General features: G+C 70.8%; 15 protein-coding genes. 14 read left to right on the top strand and 1 reads right to left on the bottom strand.

The window, feature by feature from the left end:
- The first annotated feature begins 34 nt into the window (after nucleotides 1-34).
- From ACFWPA_RS02925 to ACFWPA_RS02970, 10 genes are all read left to right on the top strand, one after another.
- The gene (locus tag ACFWPA_RS02925) at nucleotides 35-1,528 is read left to right on the top strand and encodes an MFS transporter (protein WP_378569605.1); all 1,494 of its coding nucleotides are present in this window, start codon (nucleotides 35-37) and stop codon (nucleotides 1,526-1,528) included.
- Between the two features lie 41 nt (nucleotides 1,529-1,569).
- Entirely contained in the window at nucleotides 1,570-2,736 is a 1,167-nt protein-coding gene (locus ACFWPA_RS02930) for an acyl-CoA dehydrogenase family protein (protein WP_378509199.1), read from the top strand.
- On the top strand, nucleotides 2,733-3,671 hold the full coding sequence (locus tag ACFWPA_RS02935) for a bifunctional MaoC family dehydratase N-terminal/OB-fold nucleic acid binding domain-containing protein (RefSeq protein WP_378569606.1): 939 nt from the start codon (nucleotides 2,733-2,735) through the stop codon (nucleotides 3,669-3,671). The genes ACFWPA_RS02930 and ACFWPA_RS02935 overlap by 4 nt, the downstream gene beginning before the upstream one ends.
- The gene (locus ACFWPA_RS02940) at nucleotides 3,671-4,783 is read left to right on the top strand and encodes an acyl-CoA dehydrogenase family protein (protein WP_378569607.1); all 1,113 of its coding nucleotides are present in this window, start codon (nucleotides 3,671-3,673) and stop codon (nucleotides 4,781-4,783) included. Before ACFWPA_RS02935 ends, ACFWPA_RS02940 begins: the two co-directional genes overlap by 1 nt.
- Nucleotides 4,780-5,217, top strand: coding sequence for a MaoC family dehydratase (locus ACFWPA_RS02945; RefSeq protein WP_378569608.1), 438 nt, complete (start codon nucleotides 4,780-4,782; stop codon nucleotides 5,215-5,217). The genes ACFWPA_RS02940 and ACFWPA_RS02945 overlap by 4 nt, the downstream gene beginning before the upstream one ends.
- Nucleotides 5,217-6,395, top strand: coding sequence for a lipid-transfer protein (locus ACFWPA_RS02950; RefSeq protein WP_378509203.1), 1,179 nt, complete (start codon nucleotides 5,217-5,219; stop codon nucleotides 6,393-6,395). Before ACFWPA_RS02945 ends, ACFWPA_RS02950 begins: the two co-directional genes overlap by 1 nt.
- 27 nt (nucleotides 6,396-6,422) lie before the next feature.
- Nucleotides 6,423-7,229, top strand: a complete 807-nt coding sequence (locus tag ACFWPA_RS02955) for a MaoC/PaaZ C-terminal domain-containing protein (protein WP_378509204.1) — start codon at nucleotides 6,423-6,425, stop codon at nucleotides 7,227-7,229.
- 1 nt (nucleotide 7,230) lies between these two features.
- A complete protein-coding gene (locus ACFWPA_RS02960) occupies nucleotides 7,231-8,010 on the top strand; it encodes an SDR family oxidoreductase (protein WP_378569609.1) in 780 nt (259 codons plus the stop codon).
- Nucleotides 8,011-8,038: 28 nt separating this feature from the next.
- Nucleotides 8,039-8,800, top strand: a complete 762-nt coding sequence (locus ACFWPA_RS02965) for an SDR family NAD(P)-dependent oxidoreductase (protein WP_378509206.1) — start codon at nucleotides 8,039-8,041, stop codon at nucleotides 8,798-8,800.
- Between the two features lie 220 nt (nucleotides 8,801-9,020).
- Nucleotides 9,021-10,106, top strand: a complete 1,086-nt coding sequence (locus ACFWPA_RS02970; RefSeq protein ID WP_378569610.1) for a DUF1524 domain-containing protein — start codon at nucleotides 9,021-9,023, stop codon at nucleotides 10,104-10,106.
- 14 nt (nucleotides 10,107-10,120) lie between these two features.
- Here ACFWPA_RS02970 and ACFWPA_RS02975 read toward each other — a convergent pair whose 3' ends face one another.
- A complete protein-coding gene (locus ACFWPA_RS02975; RefSeq protein ID WP_378569611.1) occupies nucleotides 10,121-11,785 on the bottom strand; it encodes an alkaline phosphatase D family protein in 1,665 nt (554 codons plus the stop codon).
- Between the two features lie 152 nt (nucleotides 11,786-11,937).
- Between ACFWPA_RS02975 and ACFWPA_RS02980 the strand changes: the two genes are divergently transcribed.
- The 4 genes from ACFWPA_RS02980 (at nucleotide 11,938) to ACFWPA_RS02995 (ending at nucleotide 15,645) form a co-directional block, all read left to right on the top strand.
- Nucleotides 11,938-12,648, top strand: coding sequence for a phosphatase PAP2 family protein (locus tag ACFWPA_RS02980; protein ID WP_378509209.1), 711 nt, complete (start codon nucleotides 11,938-11,940; stop codon nucleotides 12,646-12,648).
- Nucleotides 12,649-12,845: 197 nt separating this feature from the next.
- Nucleotides 12,846-14,099: an Nramp family divalent metal transporter gene (locus tag ACFWPA_RS02985; protein WP_378509210.1), complete on the top strand. Its 1,254-nt coding sequence runs from the start codon at nucleotides 12,846-12,848 to the stop codon at nucleotides 14,097-14,099.
- A 130-nt stretch (nucleotides 14,100-14,229) separates the two neighbouring features.
- Nucleotides 14,230-14,883, top strand: a complete 654-nt coding sequence (locus ACFWPA_RS02990; protein WP_378509211.1) for a S1 family peptidase — start codon at nucleotides 14,230-14,232, stop codon at nucleotides 14,881-14,883.
- A gap of 6 nt (nucleotides 14,884-14,889) precedes the next feature.
- Complete coding sequence (locus ACFWPA_RS02995) at nucleotides 14,890-15,645, top strand: DUF6319 family protein (protein ID WP_378569612.1); 756 nt, start codon at nucleotides 14,890-14,892, stop codon at nucleotides 15,643-15,645.

Genomic DNA, 15,645 nt, shown 5'->3' on the forward strand with positions numbered 1-15,645 from the left:
GGGTCCGAGCTGAACAGATCGTTGGGAGGGGTCCGTGCCGTCACCACAGCGCGCCGCGTCCGGCAGGCTCGTTGTCCTCGCCCTCGCCTCCTGCGGCATCGTCGTCTCGCTGATGCAGACCATTGTGATGCCGCTGCTGCCCGAGTTCCCGAGGCTGCTCGACACCACGCCCGGCGGCGCGGCCTGGCTGGTGACCGCGAACCTGATCGCCGGCGCGGTCTGCGCCCCGGTGCTCGGCCGTCTCGGCGACATGTACGGCAAGCGCCGGCTGCTGCTCGTCGCGCTGGCGGTGATGGTCGCCGGGAGCCTGATCGGCGCGGTGTCCGACGCGTTCGCCGTCGTTCTTGGCGCTCGCGCCCTCCAGGGCGCCGCGATGGGGGTGGTGCCGCTCGGCATCAGCATCATGCGCGACGAACTGCCGCCGGAACGGGTGGCGGGCGGAATCGCGCTGATGAGCTCCACCCTGGGGGCGGGCGGCGCGATCGGGCTTCCGCTCACCGGGGTGGTCGCCGAGCACTTCAGCTGGCATTGGCTCTTCGGTGGCGCCGCGGTGACCGGATTGCTCGGGATGGCGGCGATCTGGCGGATCGTCCCCGAGTCGCCGGTTCGATCGGGCGGACGGTTCGACCTGGTTGGGGCGCTTGGACTGTCGGCGGCGCTGGTGTGCCTGCTGCTGGCGATCACCCAGGGCAACGGCTGGGGTTGGGGCAGTATCCCGGTCGTCGCCCTGTTCGCCGCCGCGGCGATCCTCTTCGCCGGGTGGGGATGGTACGAACTGCGACTCGCGCCGCCCGGCCGGGGCGAGGCCACCCGGCAGCCGCTGGTCGACCTGCGGGTCTCCGCGCGCAGGCAGGTCCTGCTGACGAATATCGCGTCCGTCCTGGTCGGCTTCGCGATGTTCACCTCGTTCATGGTCAGCGCCCAGATCTTCCAGGCCCCTGCCGAGACCGGATACGGGTACGGCATGTCGCTGACGCTCAGTGGGGTCGCGCTGCTGCCCGGCGGCCTGATGATGATCGCGTTCTCGCCGGTGACCGCGCACCTCTCCCGCAGCCGGGGTCCGCGGATTACCTTCCTGATCGGTGCCGCGGTCCTGATGGTGGCGAACCTCGCCAGGGCCGTGACGCCGCCGCAGCTGGGCGTGGTCATCGCGGCGACCACCGTCACCTCGATCGGCGCGGCCCTCGCCTACGGGGCGATCCCGGCGATGATCATGCGCGCGGTCCCGGTCTCGGAGACCGCCGCCGCGAACAGTCTCAACGCCCTCGCCCGGTCCCTGGGCACCTCCACCTGCAGCGCGGTGGTGGCGGCCGTCACAACCGGATCGGTGATGCACATCGCGGGCGTCGAGTTCCCGACCAACGCCGCGTATGCGGTGGTGTTCGGGATAGGCGGTGCGGCAGCCCTGTTCGCGATCGTGATCGGCGTGTTCATTCCGCGTGACCGGGACGTCGCGGGCGGAGACCGGAGGCGCGACGATCTACCGCTCAGTGAGACTGACAACGACCAGGTCCGCATCACTCCGTAGCGTCCGACGTTCGCGGGATCGCGGGATGGGAGAGCCAAACGATGGAGTTGAGGGAGTCGGCGGCGCAGCAGGAGCTGCGGCGGGAACTGCGCGCGTACTTCGCGAACCTGCTGCCGGAGGAGAAGCGGCGCAAGGCGGGCGAGGAGGGCGTCGGCGGCCAGTACTTCCGTGAGGTCGTCAAGCTGCTCGGCAAGGACGGCTGGCTGGGCATCGGCTGGCCCAAGGAGTACGGCGGACAGGGCCGGTCCATCGAGGAACAGTTCGTGTTCTTCGACGAGGTGCAGCGCGCCGGGCTGCCGTTCCCGTTCGTCACCGTGAACACCGTCGGCCCGACGCTGATGAAGTACGGCACGCAGGAGATGAAGGACCGGTTCCTGCCGGGGATCCTCTCCGGCGACATCGTGTTCGCGATCGGCTACACCGAGCCGGAGGCGGGCACCGACCTCGCGTCCCTCAAGACCCGTGCGGTCCGCGACGGCGACGACTTCATCGTCGACGGCGCCAAGATCTTCACCTCCGGCGCCAACACCGCCGACTACGTATGGCTGGCCGCCCGCACCGACCCGGACGCCCCCAAGCACAAGGGCATCTCGATTCTGGTGGTCCCCACCGACGACCCCGGCTTCTCGTGGTCGCCGATCAACACCGTCGGCGGCCTGATGGTCACCGCGACGTACTACAGCGGCATCCGGGTGCCCGCGTCCGATGTCATCGGTGACGTCAACGGCGGTTGGCAGCTGATTGCCGCGCAGCTCAACCACGAGCGCATCGGCCTTGCCGCGATCGGCGGCCGCACCTACGGCCTGTGGCACCAGGTGCTGGACTGGGCCAAAGACAACGGCGCCATCGAGATCCCTTGGGTGCAGCAGGAATTCGCGCGGACCCACGCCAAGCTTGAGGCGATGCGCCTGCTGAACTGGAAGATGACGGCCGCGGTCGCCGCGGACACCCTCTCCGGCGCGGACGCGGGTGCCACCAAGGCGTACGGCACCGAGACGCACATCGACGTCTACCGGTCGCTGCTCGCGATCCTGGGCGCCGCCGGACGCATCCGGCCCGAGTCGCCGGGCGCGCTGCTCGCCGGTCAGGTGGAGCAGATCTCCCGCCAGGGCATGGTCAACACGTTCGGCGGTGGCGTCAACGAGGTCCTGCGCGACATGGTCGGCACGATGGGCCTTGGCCTGGTCCGGGAGAAGAGGGTCAAGTGAGCGAATTCGCTACCAAGATCAAGGAATTCGAGGGTCAGATCCTGACCCCGACGACCTGGGGTCCGGACGCGGTCAACACCCCGATGATCCGGCACTGGGTCGAGACGATGGGCGACACCAACCCGATCTACCTTGATGACGAGGCCGCCCGCGCCACCGGCCGGGACGGCGCGGTCGCGCCCGCGCTGATGGCGCAGGTGTGGATCATGCGCACGTTCACCGACAAGATGGCGAACAACGATCCGTCGCAGGTGTGGACCGACATGATCGCCGCCTTCGACGAGGCCGGATTCAGCTCGGTCGTCGCAACCGACTCGGACTTCGAGTTCTTCGCCGAACTGCGCGCCGGTGACCGGGTTTCGGTCACCGAGACCATCGAGGCGATCTCCGAGGAGAAGACGACCGGCCTGGGTACCGGGCACTTCGTCACCACCCTCAAGACGTACTGCAACGGCGACGACGAGGTCGTCGCGACGCAGCGCTGGCGGACCCTGCGGTTCGCGCCGAAGCCGAAGAAGGCCGATGTGGGCCTGCGCCCGCGCCCGGCCCTCAACCACGACAACGCCTTCTGGTTCGAGGCCGCCAAGGAGCACCGCCTGGTCATCCAGCGCTGCACCGCCTGCGGCGTGCTGCGGCACCCCACCGGACCGATGTGCGGCGAGTGCCAGTCGCTTGAGTGGGACACCGTCGACGCCTCGGGCCGGGGCACCGTCTACAGCTTCGTCGTCAACCACCACCCGAAGATCCCCGGCTTCGAGTACCCGCTGATCGTGGCGACCATCGAACTCGACGAGGGCACCCGACTGATCGCGAACATGACCGGCATCACGCCGGACGAGGTCGAGATCGGCATGCCGGTGGAACTGGACTGGATCGACGCCGACCCGGATCTGACGCTGCCCGCGTTCCGGCCGGCCGCACGGGAGGAGCACTGATGGACTTCAACTTCAGCGAAGAGCAGGACGCGATTCGCACCCTCGCCGACGAGGTCTTCACCAGCAAGGCCGACATCGACCGGGTCAAGGCGATCGAGCTGAGCGACGAGCGCCTCGACCGCGACCTGTGGCGTGAGCTCGCGAACACCGGCCTGCTCGGTATCGCCCTGCCCGAGAATCTCGGCGGCGGCGGCATGGGCCTTGCCGAGCTGTACGTGCTGCTCGTGCAGCAGGGCAGGCACGTGGCACCGGTGCCGATCTGGCCCGCCACCCTCGCGGCGGCGGCGGTCGCCGAGTTCGGCACCCCCGAGCAGGCGTCGGCGCTGGTTCCCGGTGTCGCCGAGGGCAGTTCGTTCCTCACCGTCGGTCTCGAGGAGTTCGGTCCGTACGTCGATGGCGACCCGCAGACCACCGCCACCGAGGCGGGCGGAGCGTGGACGCTGACCGGTGCGAAGGCCGTCGTCCCGATCACCCACGTTGCTGACCGCGCGATCGTCTCGGCCACCACCGAGTCCGGTGCCGCGCTGTTCGTCGTCGACCTCGCCGCTGCCGGTGTCGTGGTGGAGCAGACACAGTCGACCGACTGGGAGATCTGCGGCAACCTCACGTTCGAGGCGGCCCCGGCGGAGCTGCTCGGTCCCGCCGACGGCACCGCCGCGCAGTGGCTGCTCGACCGGGTCGAGCTGGCGCTCGCCGCGATCCAGTTGGGTGTTGGCGAGGGCGCCGTTGCGCAGGCCGTCGAATACCTGAACGGCAGGCAGCAGTTCGGTCGTCCGCTCGCCACGTTCCAGGCCGTCAACCATCAGCTGGCCGACTGCTACATCGACCTGCAGGCGATGAGCGTGACGCTGTGGCAGGCCACCCAGAACCTCGTCGATGGGATCGACCCGGGCACGTCGGTGCTCGTCGCGAAGTGGTGGGCCACCGACGGCGGCCAGCGCATCGTGCACCGCACCACCCACGTCCACGGCGGCATGGGTGTCGACACCGACTACCCGGTGCACCGGCACCTGTTGTGGGGCAAGCAGATCGGCGCCACCCTCGGCGGCTCCGCCTCCGACCTCGCGCGTCTGGGCGCGCAGCTCGCCGCCGGTGTCGAGGTGGTCGCATGACCGCCGCCATCACCGGACGCAGCTACGACGACATCACCGTCGGCGAGACGCTGCCCGAGCTGGCCATCCCGCTCACCCGCACCCTGATCGTCGCGACGGCCCTGGCCACCCGCGACTTCCAGGACGTGCACCACGATCCCGAGCTGGCGCAGCAGCGTGGCAGCAAGGACGTGTTCATGAACATCCTCACCAGCAACGGGCTGGCCGGACGGTTCGTGACGGACTGGGCGGGTCCGTTCGCGCAGGTGCGCCGCGTCAAGATCCGGCTCGGCGCACCGAACTACCCGGGCGACACCATGACCATGACCGGCGAGGTCGTCGGCAAGGAGAACGGCACCGTTGAGGTGAAGATCGTCGGCGCCAACAGCCTCGGCAACCACCTGGCAGGCACCGTCACCGTCGCCTACCCGGCCCACGAAGGGAAGGACGCCTGATGGCCGTCAGCCCGCTCTCCGGTGCCGCCGCGATCGTCGGCATCGGCGCCACCGAGTTCTCCAAGAACTCGGGCCGCAGCGAACTCCAACTCGCCTGCGAGGCCATCGTCGCCGCGCTCGCCGACGCGGGCATCGACCCGTCCGAGGTCGATGGCCTGTCCACCTACACGTCCGAGACCAACGGCGAGGCGATTGTCGCCCGCAACTGCGGCCTCGGCGAGCTGAAGTTCTTCTCCCGCGTGCACTACGGTGGCGGCGCAGCCTGCGGCACCGTGCAGCAGGCCGCGATGGCCGTGGCGACCGGCGTCGCTGACGTCGTCGTCGTGTACCGCGCGTTCAACGAACGCTCCGGCGTCCGTTACGGTCTCGGCCAGCATGACCGCCCGATGGACTCCACCGCGGACCGCGCCGCGTACGCGTGGATGACGCCGCAGGGCCTGTCCACTCCGGCGCAGTGGGTCGGCATGTTCGCGCGCCGATACATGCACCAGTACGGCGCAACCAGTGAGGACTTCGGTCGGGTCGCCGTCGTCGCCCGCAAGCACGCGGCGAACAACCCGAAGGCGTGGTTCTACGGCAAGCCGATCACGCTCGAGGACCACCAGAACTCGCGCTGGATCTCCGAGCCGCTGCACCTGCTCGACTGCTGCCAGGAGACCGACGGCGGCCAGGCCCTCGTCATCGTCTCCGCGGAACGCGCCAAGACCCTGACGAACACGCCCGTTGTCATCAAGGGCGCGGCGCAGGGCTCCGGCAAGGACCAGCACATGATGACCAGCTACTACCGTCCCGACATCACCGGCATCCCGGAGATGGGCCTGGTCGGCCGCCAGCTGTACGCGCAGTCCGGGCTCACCCCGGAGGACATCGGTGCCGCGGTTCTCTACGACCACTTCACTCCGTTGGTGCTGCCGCAGCTCGAGGAGCTCGGTTTCTGCGGCGTCGGCGAGGCCAAGGACTTCATCCGCGAGGGCAACCTGGAGATCGGTGGCCGGCTGCCGTCGAACACGCACGGCGGCCAGATCGGTGAGGCGTACCTGCACGGCGTCAACGGCATCGCCGAGGCCGTCCGTGTCCTGCGCGGCACCTCCACCAACCAGCCGGGCAGCGTCGAGAACATGATCGTCACGGCGGGAACCGCGGTTCCCACGTCGGGCCTTATTCTCGGCGTGGCCTGACAGAACACTCGGAAGGACTACAGGAGAATGACGGCAGTGGAGCAGAAGCCGGCCGGTGCCTGGAAGGGTGTCGATCTCGGCACCCGCACGGTGAGCTACGACGAGCGCGACGCGATCCTCTACGCGCTCGCCGTCGGTGCGAAGGCCACCGACCTGGACCTCGTGATGGAGGACCGGCTGCGGGTGCTGCCGACGTTCGCCCTGACCCTCGCCCAGTGGGCACCCGACGAGCTCGGCTCGCGGGGTGCGTTCGACACCAAGACGGCGTTGCACGGATCGCAGGAACTGACCGTCCGCAAGCCGCTGCCCCGCTCGGGCGAGGTGACGCTGTCCGCCCGCGTCGGTGAGGTCTGGGACAAGGGTGCCGCCGCGGTGTTCGAGGTGGTCGTCGAGAGCGAGTACTTCGTCGCCACCTGGTCGCTGTTCGCTCCCGGCGCAGGAGGATTCGGCGGCGAACGGGGCCCGTCCAAGCCGGCCGGACCGCAGGGTGATCCGAACCTCACCGTTGACCTGGTGACCGCCGCCAACCAGACGGCCCTGTACCGGTTGCTCGGCGACATGCACCACATCCACATCGACCCGGCGGCCGCCGCGGTGATCGGGCAGCCCCGGCCGATCATGCACGGACTGTGCACCCTCGCCGCCGGAACCCTGCCGCTGGCCAAGGAACTCGGTGTGCACCCGGCCGACCTGACCGGGCTGTCCGGACGCTTCGCTGCCCCCGCCTTCCCCGGCGACACCCTGGTGGTGCGTGCCTGGCGGGCAGGCGACGGTGTCGACTTCGAGGTCGGCGGCGCGGTCACCGGCGCCCACGCCGAATTCGGAGGATGGTGACATGGCAGTGCACAACCCCGCCGATTTCACCGGCAAGAAGATCCTGATCACCGGCGGCACCAAGGGCATCGGTCGGGTCACCGCCGAGACCTTCCTCGCCGCCGGGGCCGAGGTCACCGTCTGCGCACGCAGCGAATCCGAGTCCCCGATCGAGAGTGGCGGACGCCGAGCGCATTTCCTGTCCGTCGACGTCCGTGACGCCGACGCGGTCAAGGAGATGGTTGGCACGGCCGCCGCCGCGATGGGTGGCCTGGACGTGCTGATCAACAACGCGGGCGGCTCCCCGGACGCGGATGCCGCGACCGTGTCCACCCGGTTCGTCGACAAGATTGTCGCACTGAACCTGCTGGGCCCCTTCTACGTTGCGCAGGCCGCGAACGCGATCATGCAGCAGGAGGCGGGCGGCGCGATCGTCAACATCGGATCGGTGTCCGCGCACGACCCGCAGCCCGGCACCGCCGCCTACTCCGCGGCCAAGGCCGGACTGCTGATGCTCACGAAGGCCCTCGCGCTGGAATGGGCGCCGAAGGTACGGGTCAACCACATCACCACCGGCCTGATCCGCACCGAGGCCGCGGCCTCGGTGTACGGGGAGGATGGCGGCGCCGCGGTGACCCGGACCCTGCCGATCGGCCGGATGGCCGTGCCGTCCGACATCGCGGGCGCCTGCCTGTTCCTGGCCGGGTCGCTGTCGTCGTACGTCAACGGCGCCGACATCGCCGTCCACGGCGGCGGCGAGTACCCGGCGCGCTACCTCGCCACCCACCCCGAAATCGGCTGACGCCGTACACGATCGGAGACGAAGAGCAATGGGAATTCTGGACGGGAAGGTGGCCATCGTCACCGGTGCCGGGCAGGGCATCGGCCGGGGCATCTCGCTCGCCCTGGCGAAGGAGGGTGCGGCCATCGCGGTCACCGGGCGCACCGAGTCCAAGCTGCACAACACCGTGGCGGAGATCGAGGCACTCGGCGGGCGGGCGGTCCCGGTGCGCTGTGACGTCTCGGTCGCCGAGGACATCGTCGCCGCCGTCGCGACGACCGTCGCGGACCTCGGTGCGGTGGACATCCTGGTCAACAACGCCAACGACTCCAAGCCCGGCCCCCTCCTCGACGTCGTCGACGAGAAGTTCGAGAAGGCGTTCGCGTCCGGGCCGCTCGCGACCCTGCGGTTCATGCGCGCCTGCCATCCGCACATGGTCGCGCGTGGCGGCGGCTCGGTGATCAACATGGTCACCTCGGCGGCGGTGCGCTGGGATGCCAGCAACTACGGCGTGTACGGCGCGATCAAGGAGGGCACCCGGGTGCTCACCCGGGCCGCCGCCGCCGAGTGGGGCCGCGACGGCATCCGGGTGAACAATGTTGCCCCGCACGCCGTGACGCCCGCGTTGGAATGGTGGATGGAGAAGAACCCGGAAGAGGCGGCCGCGTTCGTCGCGGGCATCCCGCTCGGCCGGGTCGGCGACCCCGAGGCCGACATCGGCCGGGCCGTCGTCTTCCTCTGCTCAGAGGACTCGCGCTACCTCACCGGCTCCACCATGCCGCTCGACGGCGGCCAGTCCCGCTGGGGCTGACCCCGAAGGCGGGTCCGCCGCAACAGTCGTCCCACGAAAACCCCTGTGCGCAGGGGTTTTCGTGCGTTCGCAGGGAAACTGAGCGGACAACCCCGCTGTGCGTGCGGCACCCGCACTGTGCACAGGTGGGTTCGGGGCGAGGGAGCCGGGTGTCGGTCGAGCGGATGATTCGGGTGCCCGTGGTGCCGGGGCTCGCCGGCACCACTGGTAGGCATGGGAGGTGACCGCTCTCCCCAGACCCCGACGTATCCGCTGCGACATCGCCTGGGCGGCCGGACTGGTCGCCGTCGTCGGCCTCACCGGCTGCGGTGCGTCTGAGTCGCCGACGATGACCGCGACCACCGCCGCCCTCGACTCCACCACCGCGGTGACCCGCCCGACGACGCCCACCGCCGCACCGACCACGACGACGACGGCGCCTGCGACATCCGCTGCCGCGGCCGCCGGGCCGGGATCGGGAGGCAGCGGTGACGCCGTGGCCGCGCTCGCGCTGCTCGACACGCTCGCGGTCAAGGGACGCGCACCCAAGACCGGGTACGAGCGGGACCTGTTCGGGCAGGCCTGGTCCGACGACGTGAGCGTCGCGGGCGGACATAACGGCTGCGACACCCGCAACGACATCCTGCGCCGCGACCTCATCGAGGTCGAACTGAAGCCGGGTACTCGCGGGTGCGTGGTCCTGACCGGGGTGCTGCCGGACCGGTACACGGCAACCACGATCCCGTTCACCCGCGGATCGGACACCTCGTCCGCCGTCCAGATCGACCATGTCGTCGCGCTGTCCGACGCCTGGCAGAAGGGCGCCCAGCAGCTCGACGCGCCGACCCTGCGGAACCTCGCGAATGACCCCCGCAACCTGCAGGCCGTCGACGGGCCGACCAATCAGCGCAAGGGTGACGGTGACGCCGCGACCTGGCTGCCGCCGAATCGGGAGTATCGGTGCACGTATGTCGCGCGGCAGATCGAGGTGAAGGCCGCCTACGGGCTGTGGGTGACCACCGCCGAACGGGACGCGATGGCCCGGGTGCTCGCGGATTGCGGTGCGGCGCAGCCCCAGGTGGCTCCCGCGGCCGCGGCCGGGGGTGATGACCGCCCGCCGGTGGCACCCGCCCCCGCGCCTGCCGCGCCGGCACCGGTCCCGCTGGTCGGCGCCGCTCCCGCCCCGGCCCGGCCCGATGCGGGCGCCACCGTCAGCTACGCGAACTGCGGGGAGGTGCGCGCGGCAGGCGCCGCGCCGATCCGCGTCGGGGAGCCGGGGTACAGCGGCCGACTCGACCGCGACGGCGACGGCATCGCCTGCGAGTAGCGCGCCCGCGCCGGCTACCCGAGCCGCGCGTCCCCGGCCGCGACCCGCAACTCCTTCGACGTCGCAACGGCTGCGCCCCGATCGAGCTTGTCGACCGCACGGAACGCGAACCGCGCCTCGCCCGCGTCGACCTCGAGCACCCCGTACCCGTGGGACACCATGTCGGCGTGCGCGAGGTGCGGGTTCCTCGCCCGGCGGGCGGCCTCCTCGGCGCGCGCCCCGCCGACGTCGCTGCTTCCGGTCGCGCCGCCGTCCCCGGTGTTGGCGGAGGTGACCGACGGGACGACGAACTCGACCCCGGCGCGCCGCGTGCCGGGGGCATTGACCTGCGCGCCGGTCGCGGTGCCCGGCGCGAACCCGGTGTCCCACAGCTCGCCCGCCCAGCCGTCGTGGTCGTCGCCGGTCACCAGGACCAGGTTGTCGACCGATTGTGCTGCGGTGGAGAGGATCTCGGCGCGTTCGGCGCCGTAGCCGTCCCAGGTGTCCATGTAGGCGCGGGCACCGTCGTCGGCCACCGCCATGCCCATCATCATGTTGGCGTTCGCGACCACCTTCCATCGCGCGTCGGAGGTGGTGAGCCCGTCGAGCAGCCACTGCTTCTGGGCTGCCCCGAGCATGCTCCGTCCCGGCGCGTCGGCCTCGGTGCAGACGGCGAACTCGGCGTCGTCGCAGGCCTGCCGGTCCCGGTACTGGCGGGTGTCCGGCGCGAAGAGTTCCACCGTCCGGCCCACCCGCAACGAGCGGTAGGTGCGGGTCGGGTCGCCGGCGAACCGCGGCACCGGCATGTGCTCGAACCACGACTGCCACGCCCACTGCTTCTTCTGCTGGAAGCCGATCGCGCCGTCGATGTCCGAGACGACCGGGAACGTCCAGCCGTCCGTGCTGTAGTTGTTGCGGAACTCGTGGTCGTCCCAGAGCGGGACGAACGCGTGGCTGCTGTGCATCAGCCGCAGGTCGGCGTCGGTGCGGTACTGGCGGTACTTGTCCCGCATGCCGTCGATGGTCTGGGGGAACGCATTGGTTGCGACCCCGCGGACGCCCGGCTTGGTGAACTCGTACACGTAGTCCCCGAGGCACACGACGAAGTCGAGGTCCTCCGCGGCCAGATGTCGGTGCGCCGCGTAGTAGCCCTCCTCGAAGCCCTGGCAGGTGAACCAGCCGATCCGGGCCGGTTCGTTGGAGTCGGCGGGCCGCAGGGTCCGGAACCGGCCGACCGGTGACTCGCCGCCGTCGCCGCGGAACTGGTAGTACCAGGTTTCGCCCGGCGCGAGGCCGGTCACGTCGAAATGGACTGTGCCGTCGGCATCCCCGCGTACCGGTACCCGCTCGGCGATGGTCGGCGAGGTCAGGTCCTCACGCGACGAGACGATCACCGCCAGTTCGCCGTCCGCCGCACGGCCGCCGATGCTGCCGGTGCCCGCGCTGCCGGTGCCGATGCTGCCGGTGCCCGCGCTGCCAGCACCGACCCGCGTCCACAGCGTCGCGCCGTCGGTGCGCGGCACCCCGGCCATCACCCCGTTGCCGAACTCCGGATTGCGGATCAGGCCCGCGCCGGTGTCCGGGGCCTGACGCAGCAGCGGCGCCGCGTGCGCGGCGGTGGGCAGCAGCGCGCCGCCACCGAGCGCGGACAGGCCGACCAGAAACGCACGGCGGGAAACGTTGGACGTTGGGAAGGACACGGGCCACCTCGGATGCGCCGGGACGAAAGAGTCCAGATGACCCTAGACGTCAATGGCGCGGCGCCGCCCGTTTTCCCGGTGTTCACCGGCAGGGGGTTGCGGCGGCGGGCCCTCTCAGTTTCCTACCAGTTTCGCCGCGTACATTCCGCCGGGTGCGAACCCGATTCCTCCCCAGGCACTGGCCGCTCGGCCTGGCCGCGCTGATCGTCGCGGCGGGCATCCTCGCGGTGTTCGGACCCGCCGACATGGAGGCCAACCCGGTCATCGGCTGGTCGACGTCGCTGTACCGCAGCGTCGACTCCGTCACCGCGGCCTGGCCCGCGGGCGCGGGCACCGTCAGCGACCTGGTCGCGGAGGCGGGATTGTTCGCCCTCGCCGGAATGCTCGCGCTGTCCCTGTGGTGGGGGCGCGGCGACACGCACACCCTCGCGGTCGGGTTGGCGGCCGGGGCGGGGGCCGCCGGTTCGGCGCTCGCCACCCTCGCCGTCAAGGCGGTCGTCACCGAGGAGCGTCCCTGCACCGCCCTGCCCGGGGTGCACGCCCTGTCCGAGTGCCCTCCGCTCGGCGACTGGTCGTTCCCGAGCAACCATTCCGGAATCTCGGCGGCCCTGGCAACGGCGGTGGTCCTCGCCGGGTACGCGGCCCGGCGAATGTGGATGGCGGCCCTCGCCGCGGTCACCGCGGTGATCGTCGGGCTGTCCCGGGTCGTCAGCGGCGTGCACTATCCACACGATGTCGCCGCGGGCCTGGTGTTCGGCTCCTGCATCGCCCTCGCGTTCGCGGTCGCGCTGACCCCGGTCGCTGCCGTTGTCGTGCGGCGGGTCGGGCTCGGCACGTCGGGACGGGAACCCGCGCACTACTGACCCGGCCGCAGCGCCGCGTCCGCACCGGTCGGCGGCCGCGGCCACGCCGTCATGCTCCCATATCCGCACCACGGCCCACCCGGCGGCGGCCAGTCGCATGCCGGTGCCGCGGCCGCGGATGCCTGAAAGTTTGGAGACCCGAACTTCTTGATATGGTGAGGCGAATAGTTGCCGATGTGGGCGGGAGACCAGTCGCGGTGAGCGTGCGCACCCTCGAACCGAGCGGACCGTCGACCAGGAGATGGGCGGGCCTCGGCCGGCTGATCGCGCTGGCCGGACCGGCCTTCGTCGCCGCGATCGCCTACGTGGACCCCGGCAACGTTGCCGCGAATCTCACCGCAGGCGCCAAGTACGGCTACCTGCTCGTGTGGGTGCTGGTGCTCGCCAACGCGATGGCCGTGCTCGTGCAGTACCTGTCCGCGAAGCTCGGGCTGGTCACCGGCCGGTCGCTCCCCGAGCTGCTCGGCGACCGGCTCCGGCCGACCCAACGCAAGGCGTTCTGGGTGCAGGCCGAGCTCGCCGCGGTCGCGACGGACCTCGCCGAGGTGATCGGCGGCGCGATCGCCCTGCACCTGCTGTTCGGGCTGCCGCTGTGGCTCGGCGGACTGATCACCGGCGCCGTGTCGATGGCCATCCTCGCGACCCAGGCCCGCGGCCAGCGGACCTTCGAGTTCGTCGTCATCGGCCTGCTCGCGATCATCACCCTCGGCTTCGTCAGCGGTCTCGCCTTCACCGACGTGTCCCCGCGCGAGGCGCTCGGCGGCCTCGCGCCCCGGTTCGACGGGGCCGAAACGGTGCTGCTCGCGGCGAGCATGCTTGGCGCAACCGTGATGCCGCATGCGATCTACGTCCACTCCGCGCTCGCCAGGGACCGGCACGGGCGCGGGATCCGGCCCGCGCTGTTGCCGCGCCTGCTGAAGGCCACCAAGCTGGATGTCGGGGCGGCCCTCGTCGTCGCGGGCACCGTCAACATCGCGATGCTGCTGCTGGCCGCGTCGGCGCTGCGCGGCGTCGAGGGCACCGACACCATCGAGGGCGCCCACGCCGCGATCACCTCCGCGCTCGGACCGACGGTGGCGGTGGTGTTCGCGATCGGGCTGCTCGCGTCCGGCCTGGCGTCCACCTCGGTCGGCTGCGCCGCGGGCGCCGAGATCATGGCCGGGCTGCTGCACTACCGGATCCCGATGCTGCTGCGCCGGATCCTGGTCCTGATTCCCGCGCTCGTCATCCTCGCGATCGGCGCCGACCCGACGACGTCCCTGGTGATCAGTCAGGTCGTGCTCAGCTTCTGCATCCCGTTCGCACTGATCCCTCTGGTGCGGATGACCTCCGAACGCGCCCTGATGGGTGACCACGTCAACCGCCGCGGAACCGTGATCGCGGCCTGGTCGGCAACCGCGGTGATCGTTGCCCTCAACATCGCGCTGCTGGTGCTCACCGTCCTCGGCTGACGTCCGAACGCCCCGAAATCCTCGCGTTCCACTGCGAGTCCCGGCGGGTGCGCGCACACTGGTGGGTGCTCGTCTTCCTACGGACCGGGCGTCAGGCCCGGTGCCGGTGTATCTCCCGGAGGGTCGGACGATGGCCAAGAAGTGTGCAGTCCTGTTCGCGATGGTGGCGGCGCTGTTCGGATTCCTCGGTGTCGGCGTCTCGGCCGCGGCATCACCGGCGCCGCTGGGCGGCGGATCGGGGATCATCGTCGGGGACGAGGCGCTGTGCACGCTCACGGCGATCGGACGCGACAGCGCGGACCGTCTGGTCGGCATCACGGCCGGCCATTGTGGTGAACCCGGGTATTCCATCGTGCCGGAGCACCGTCAGGACGCGGGAACGGTCGGCCGGATCGTCGGGAAGAACAGGTCACTCGACTACGCGGTCATCGAGTTCGACCCGGCCAAGGTCGCACCCGTCAATCGGGTGGGGAACGTGACGATCACGACCGTCGGTGCGCCAGCGGCCTTCCCGGATGTGGTGTGCAAGCAGGGTTTGCGGACCGGCAACACCTGCGGCGTCGTGTGGGGGGATCTGCTGGCGAGCAACGAGACCTGGACGCAGATGTGCGTCATCGAGGGTGACTCGGGAAGCCCGGTCGTGCGCGGTACTACATTGGTCGGCATGGTGAACGCCTACGTGGGGGTCGCATGTCTCGGCCCCGAACTCGGAACCGATATCGATGCCGTCCTGGCCGACCTGAACGCGCACGGCGGTGTCGGCGCGGGCTTCCGGCCCATCTGATCGCGGATGGCCCCTCGCACACGGCCCGGTGATCACCTCACCGGGCAGGATCTGACCGACCTGGCCGCGGCGGTGTCCGCCGGTAAACGCGCCACCGTCTACCTCAACGAGGCGACCCCGAGCCTCGGCCTTGCCGCGGGCTGCTCCGCGAAGGTGGTGTCCGTCGACGGCACCACCGTGCTGATCCGGCCGAAGGGTGTGAACGACGAACTGCCGTTCGAGGCAGACGAATTGCGCCTGACCCGGGCGCCAGCGAAGCAGGCGGCCAAGGCGGCTCCGAAGCCGGCGGCGGCGCCGGGCCGAACCCGGTCGGCGTCCGCGCGATCCGCCTTGGACCGGTCGGCCGCTGGCGCACCGACACCCTCGGCACCACCACGCACCTCCACCCCGCCCGCCCCGACGACCGCGAAGGCTGCCGTGACCGCACCGAATACCGATGTCCCGCAGGCCTCATCGCCCACGCCTGCACCCAAGCGGCCCCGGCGGGCGAAGGAACCGGCTGGCGTCAGCGTGACGCTGCACGCCGCGGCGGGCGGCGAATGGACGGTCACGGTCACGCACGGCGCGAAGCGGCCGGGGAAGGCGGCGCCGGTCGCCGCCGACGCGGTCGAGCGGGCCGTTCGCGAGCTCGGTGACCCGACCGCGCAGGACGCCGTCGAGTCGGTGATCACCGCAGCACGGGATGCCGCGGCCAAGCGGGTCGAGGAACTGAGCAGGCAGCTCGAGGAGGCGCGGACCGCGCTGGAGTCGCTCGGCACGTAG

The organism is Rhodococcus sp. NPDC058505 (assembly GCF_042720095.1).
In the GTDB taxonomy this organism is placed as follows: domain Bacteria; phylum Actinomycetota; class Actinomycetes; order Mycobacteriales; family Mycobacteriaceae; genus Rhodococcus_G.

Coding starts and splice junctions, on each gene's coding strand:
- ACFWPA_RS02995 (WP_378569612.1), top strand. CDS start 14,890: ATGGCCCCTCGCACACGGCCCGGTGATCACCTCACCGGGCAGGATCTG.
- ACFWPA_RS02950 (WP_378509203.1), top strand. CDS start 5,217: ATGGCCGTCAGCCCGCTCTCCGGTGCCGCCGCGATCGTCGGCATCGGC.
- ACFWPA_RS02945 (WP_378569608.1), top strand. CDS start 4,780: ATGACCGCCGCCATCACCGGACGCAGCTACGACGACATCACCGTCGGC.
- ACFWPA_RS02940 (WP_378569607.1), top strand. CDS start 3,671: ATGGACTTCAACTTCAGCGAAGAGCAGGACGCGATTCGCACCCTCGCC.
- ACFWPA_RS02955 (WP_378509204.1), top strand. CDS start 6,423: ATGACGGCAGTGGAGCAGAAGCCGGCCGGTGCCTGGAAGGGTGTCGAT.
- ACFWPA_RS02990 (WP_378509211.1), top strand. CDS start 14,230: ATGGCCAAGAAGTGTGCAGTCCTGTTCGCGATGGTGGCGGCGCTGTTC.
- ACFWPA_RS02960 (WP_378569609.1), top strand. CDS start 7,231: ATGGCAGTGCACAACCCCGCCGATTTCACCGGCAAGAAGATCCTGATC.
- ACFWPA_RS02965 (WP_378509206.1), top strand. CDS start 8,039: ATGGGAATTCTGGACGGGAAGGTGGCCATCGTCACCGGTGCCGGGCAG.
- ACFWPA_RS02930 (WP_378509199.1), top strand. CDS start 1,570: ATGGAGTTGAGGGAGTCGGCGGCGCAGCAGGAGCTGCGGCGGGAACTG.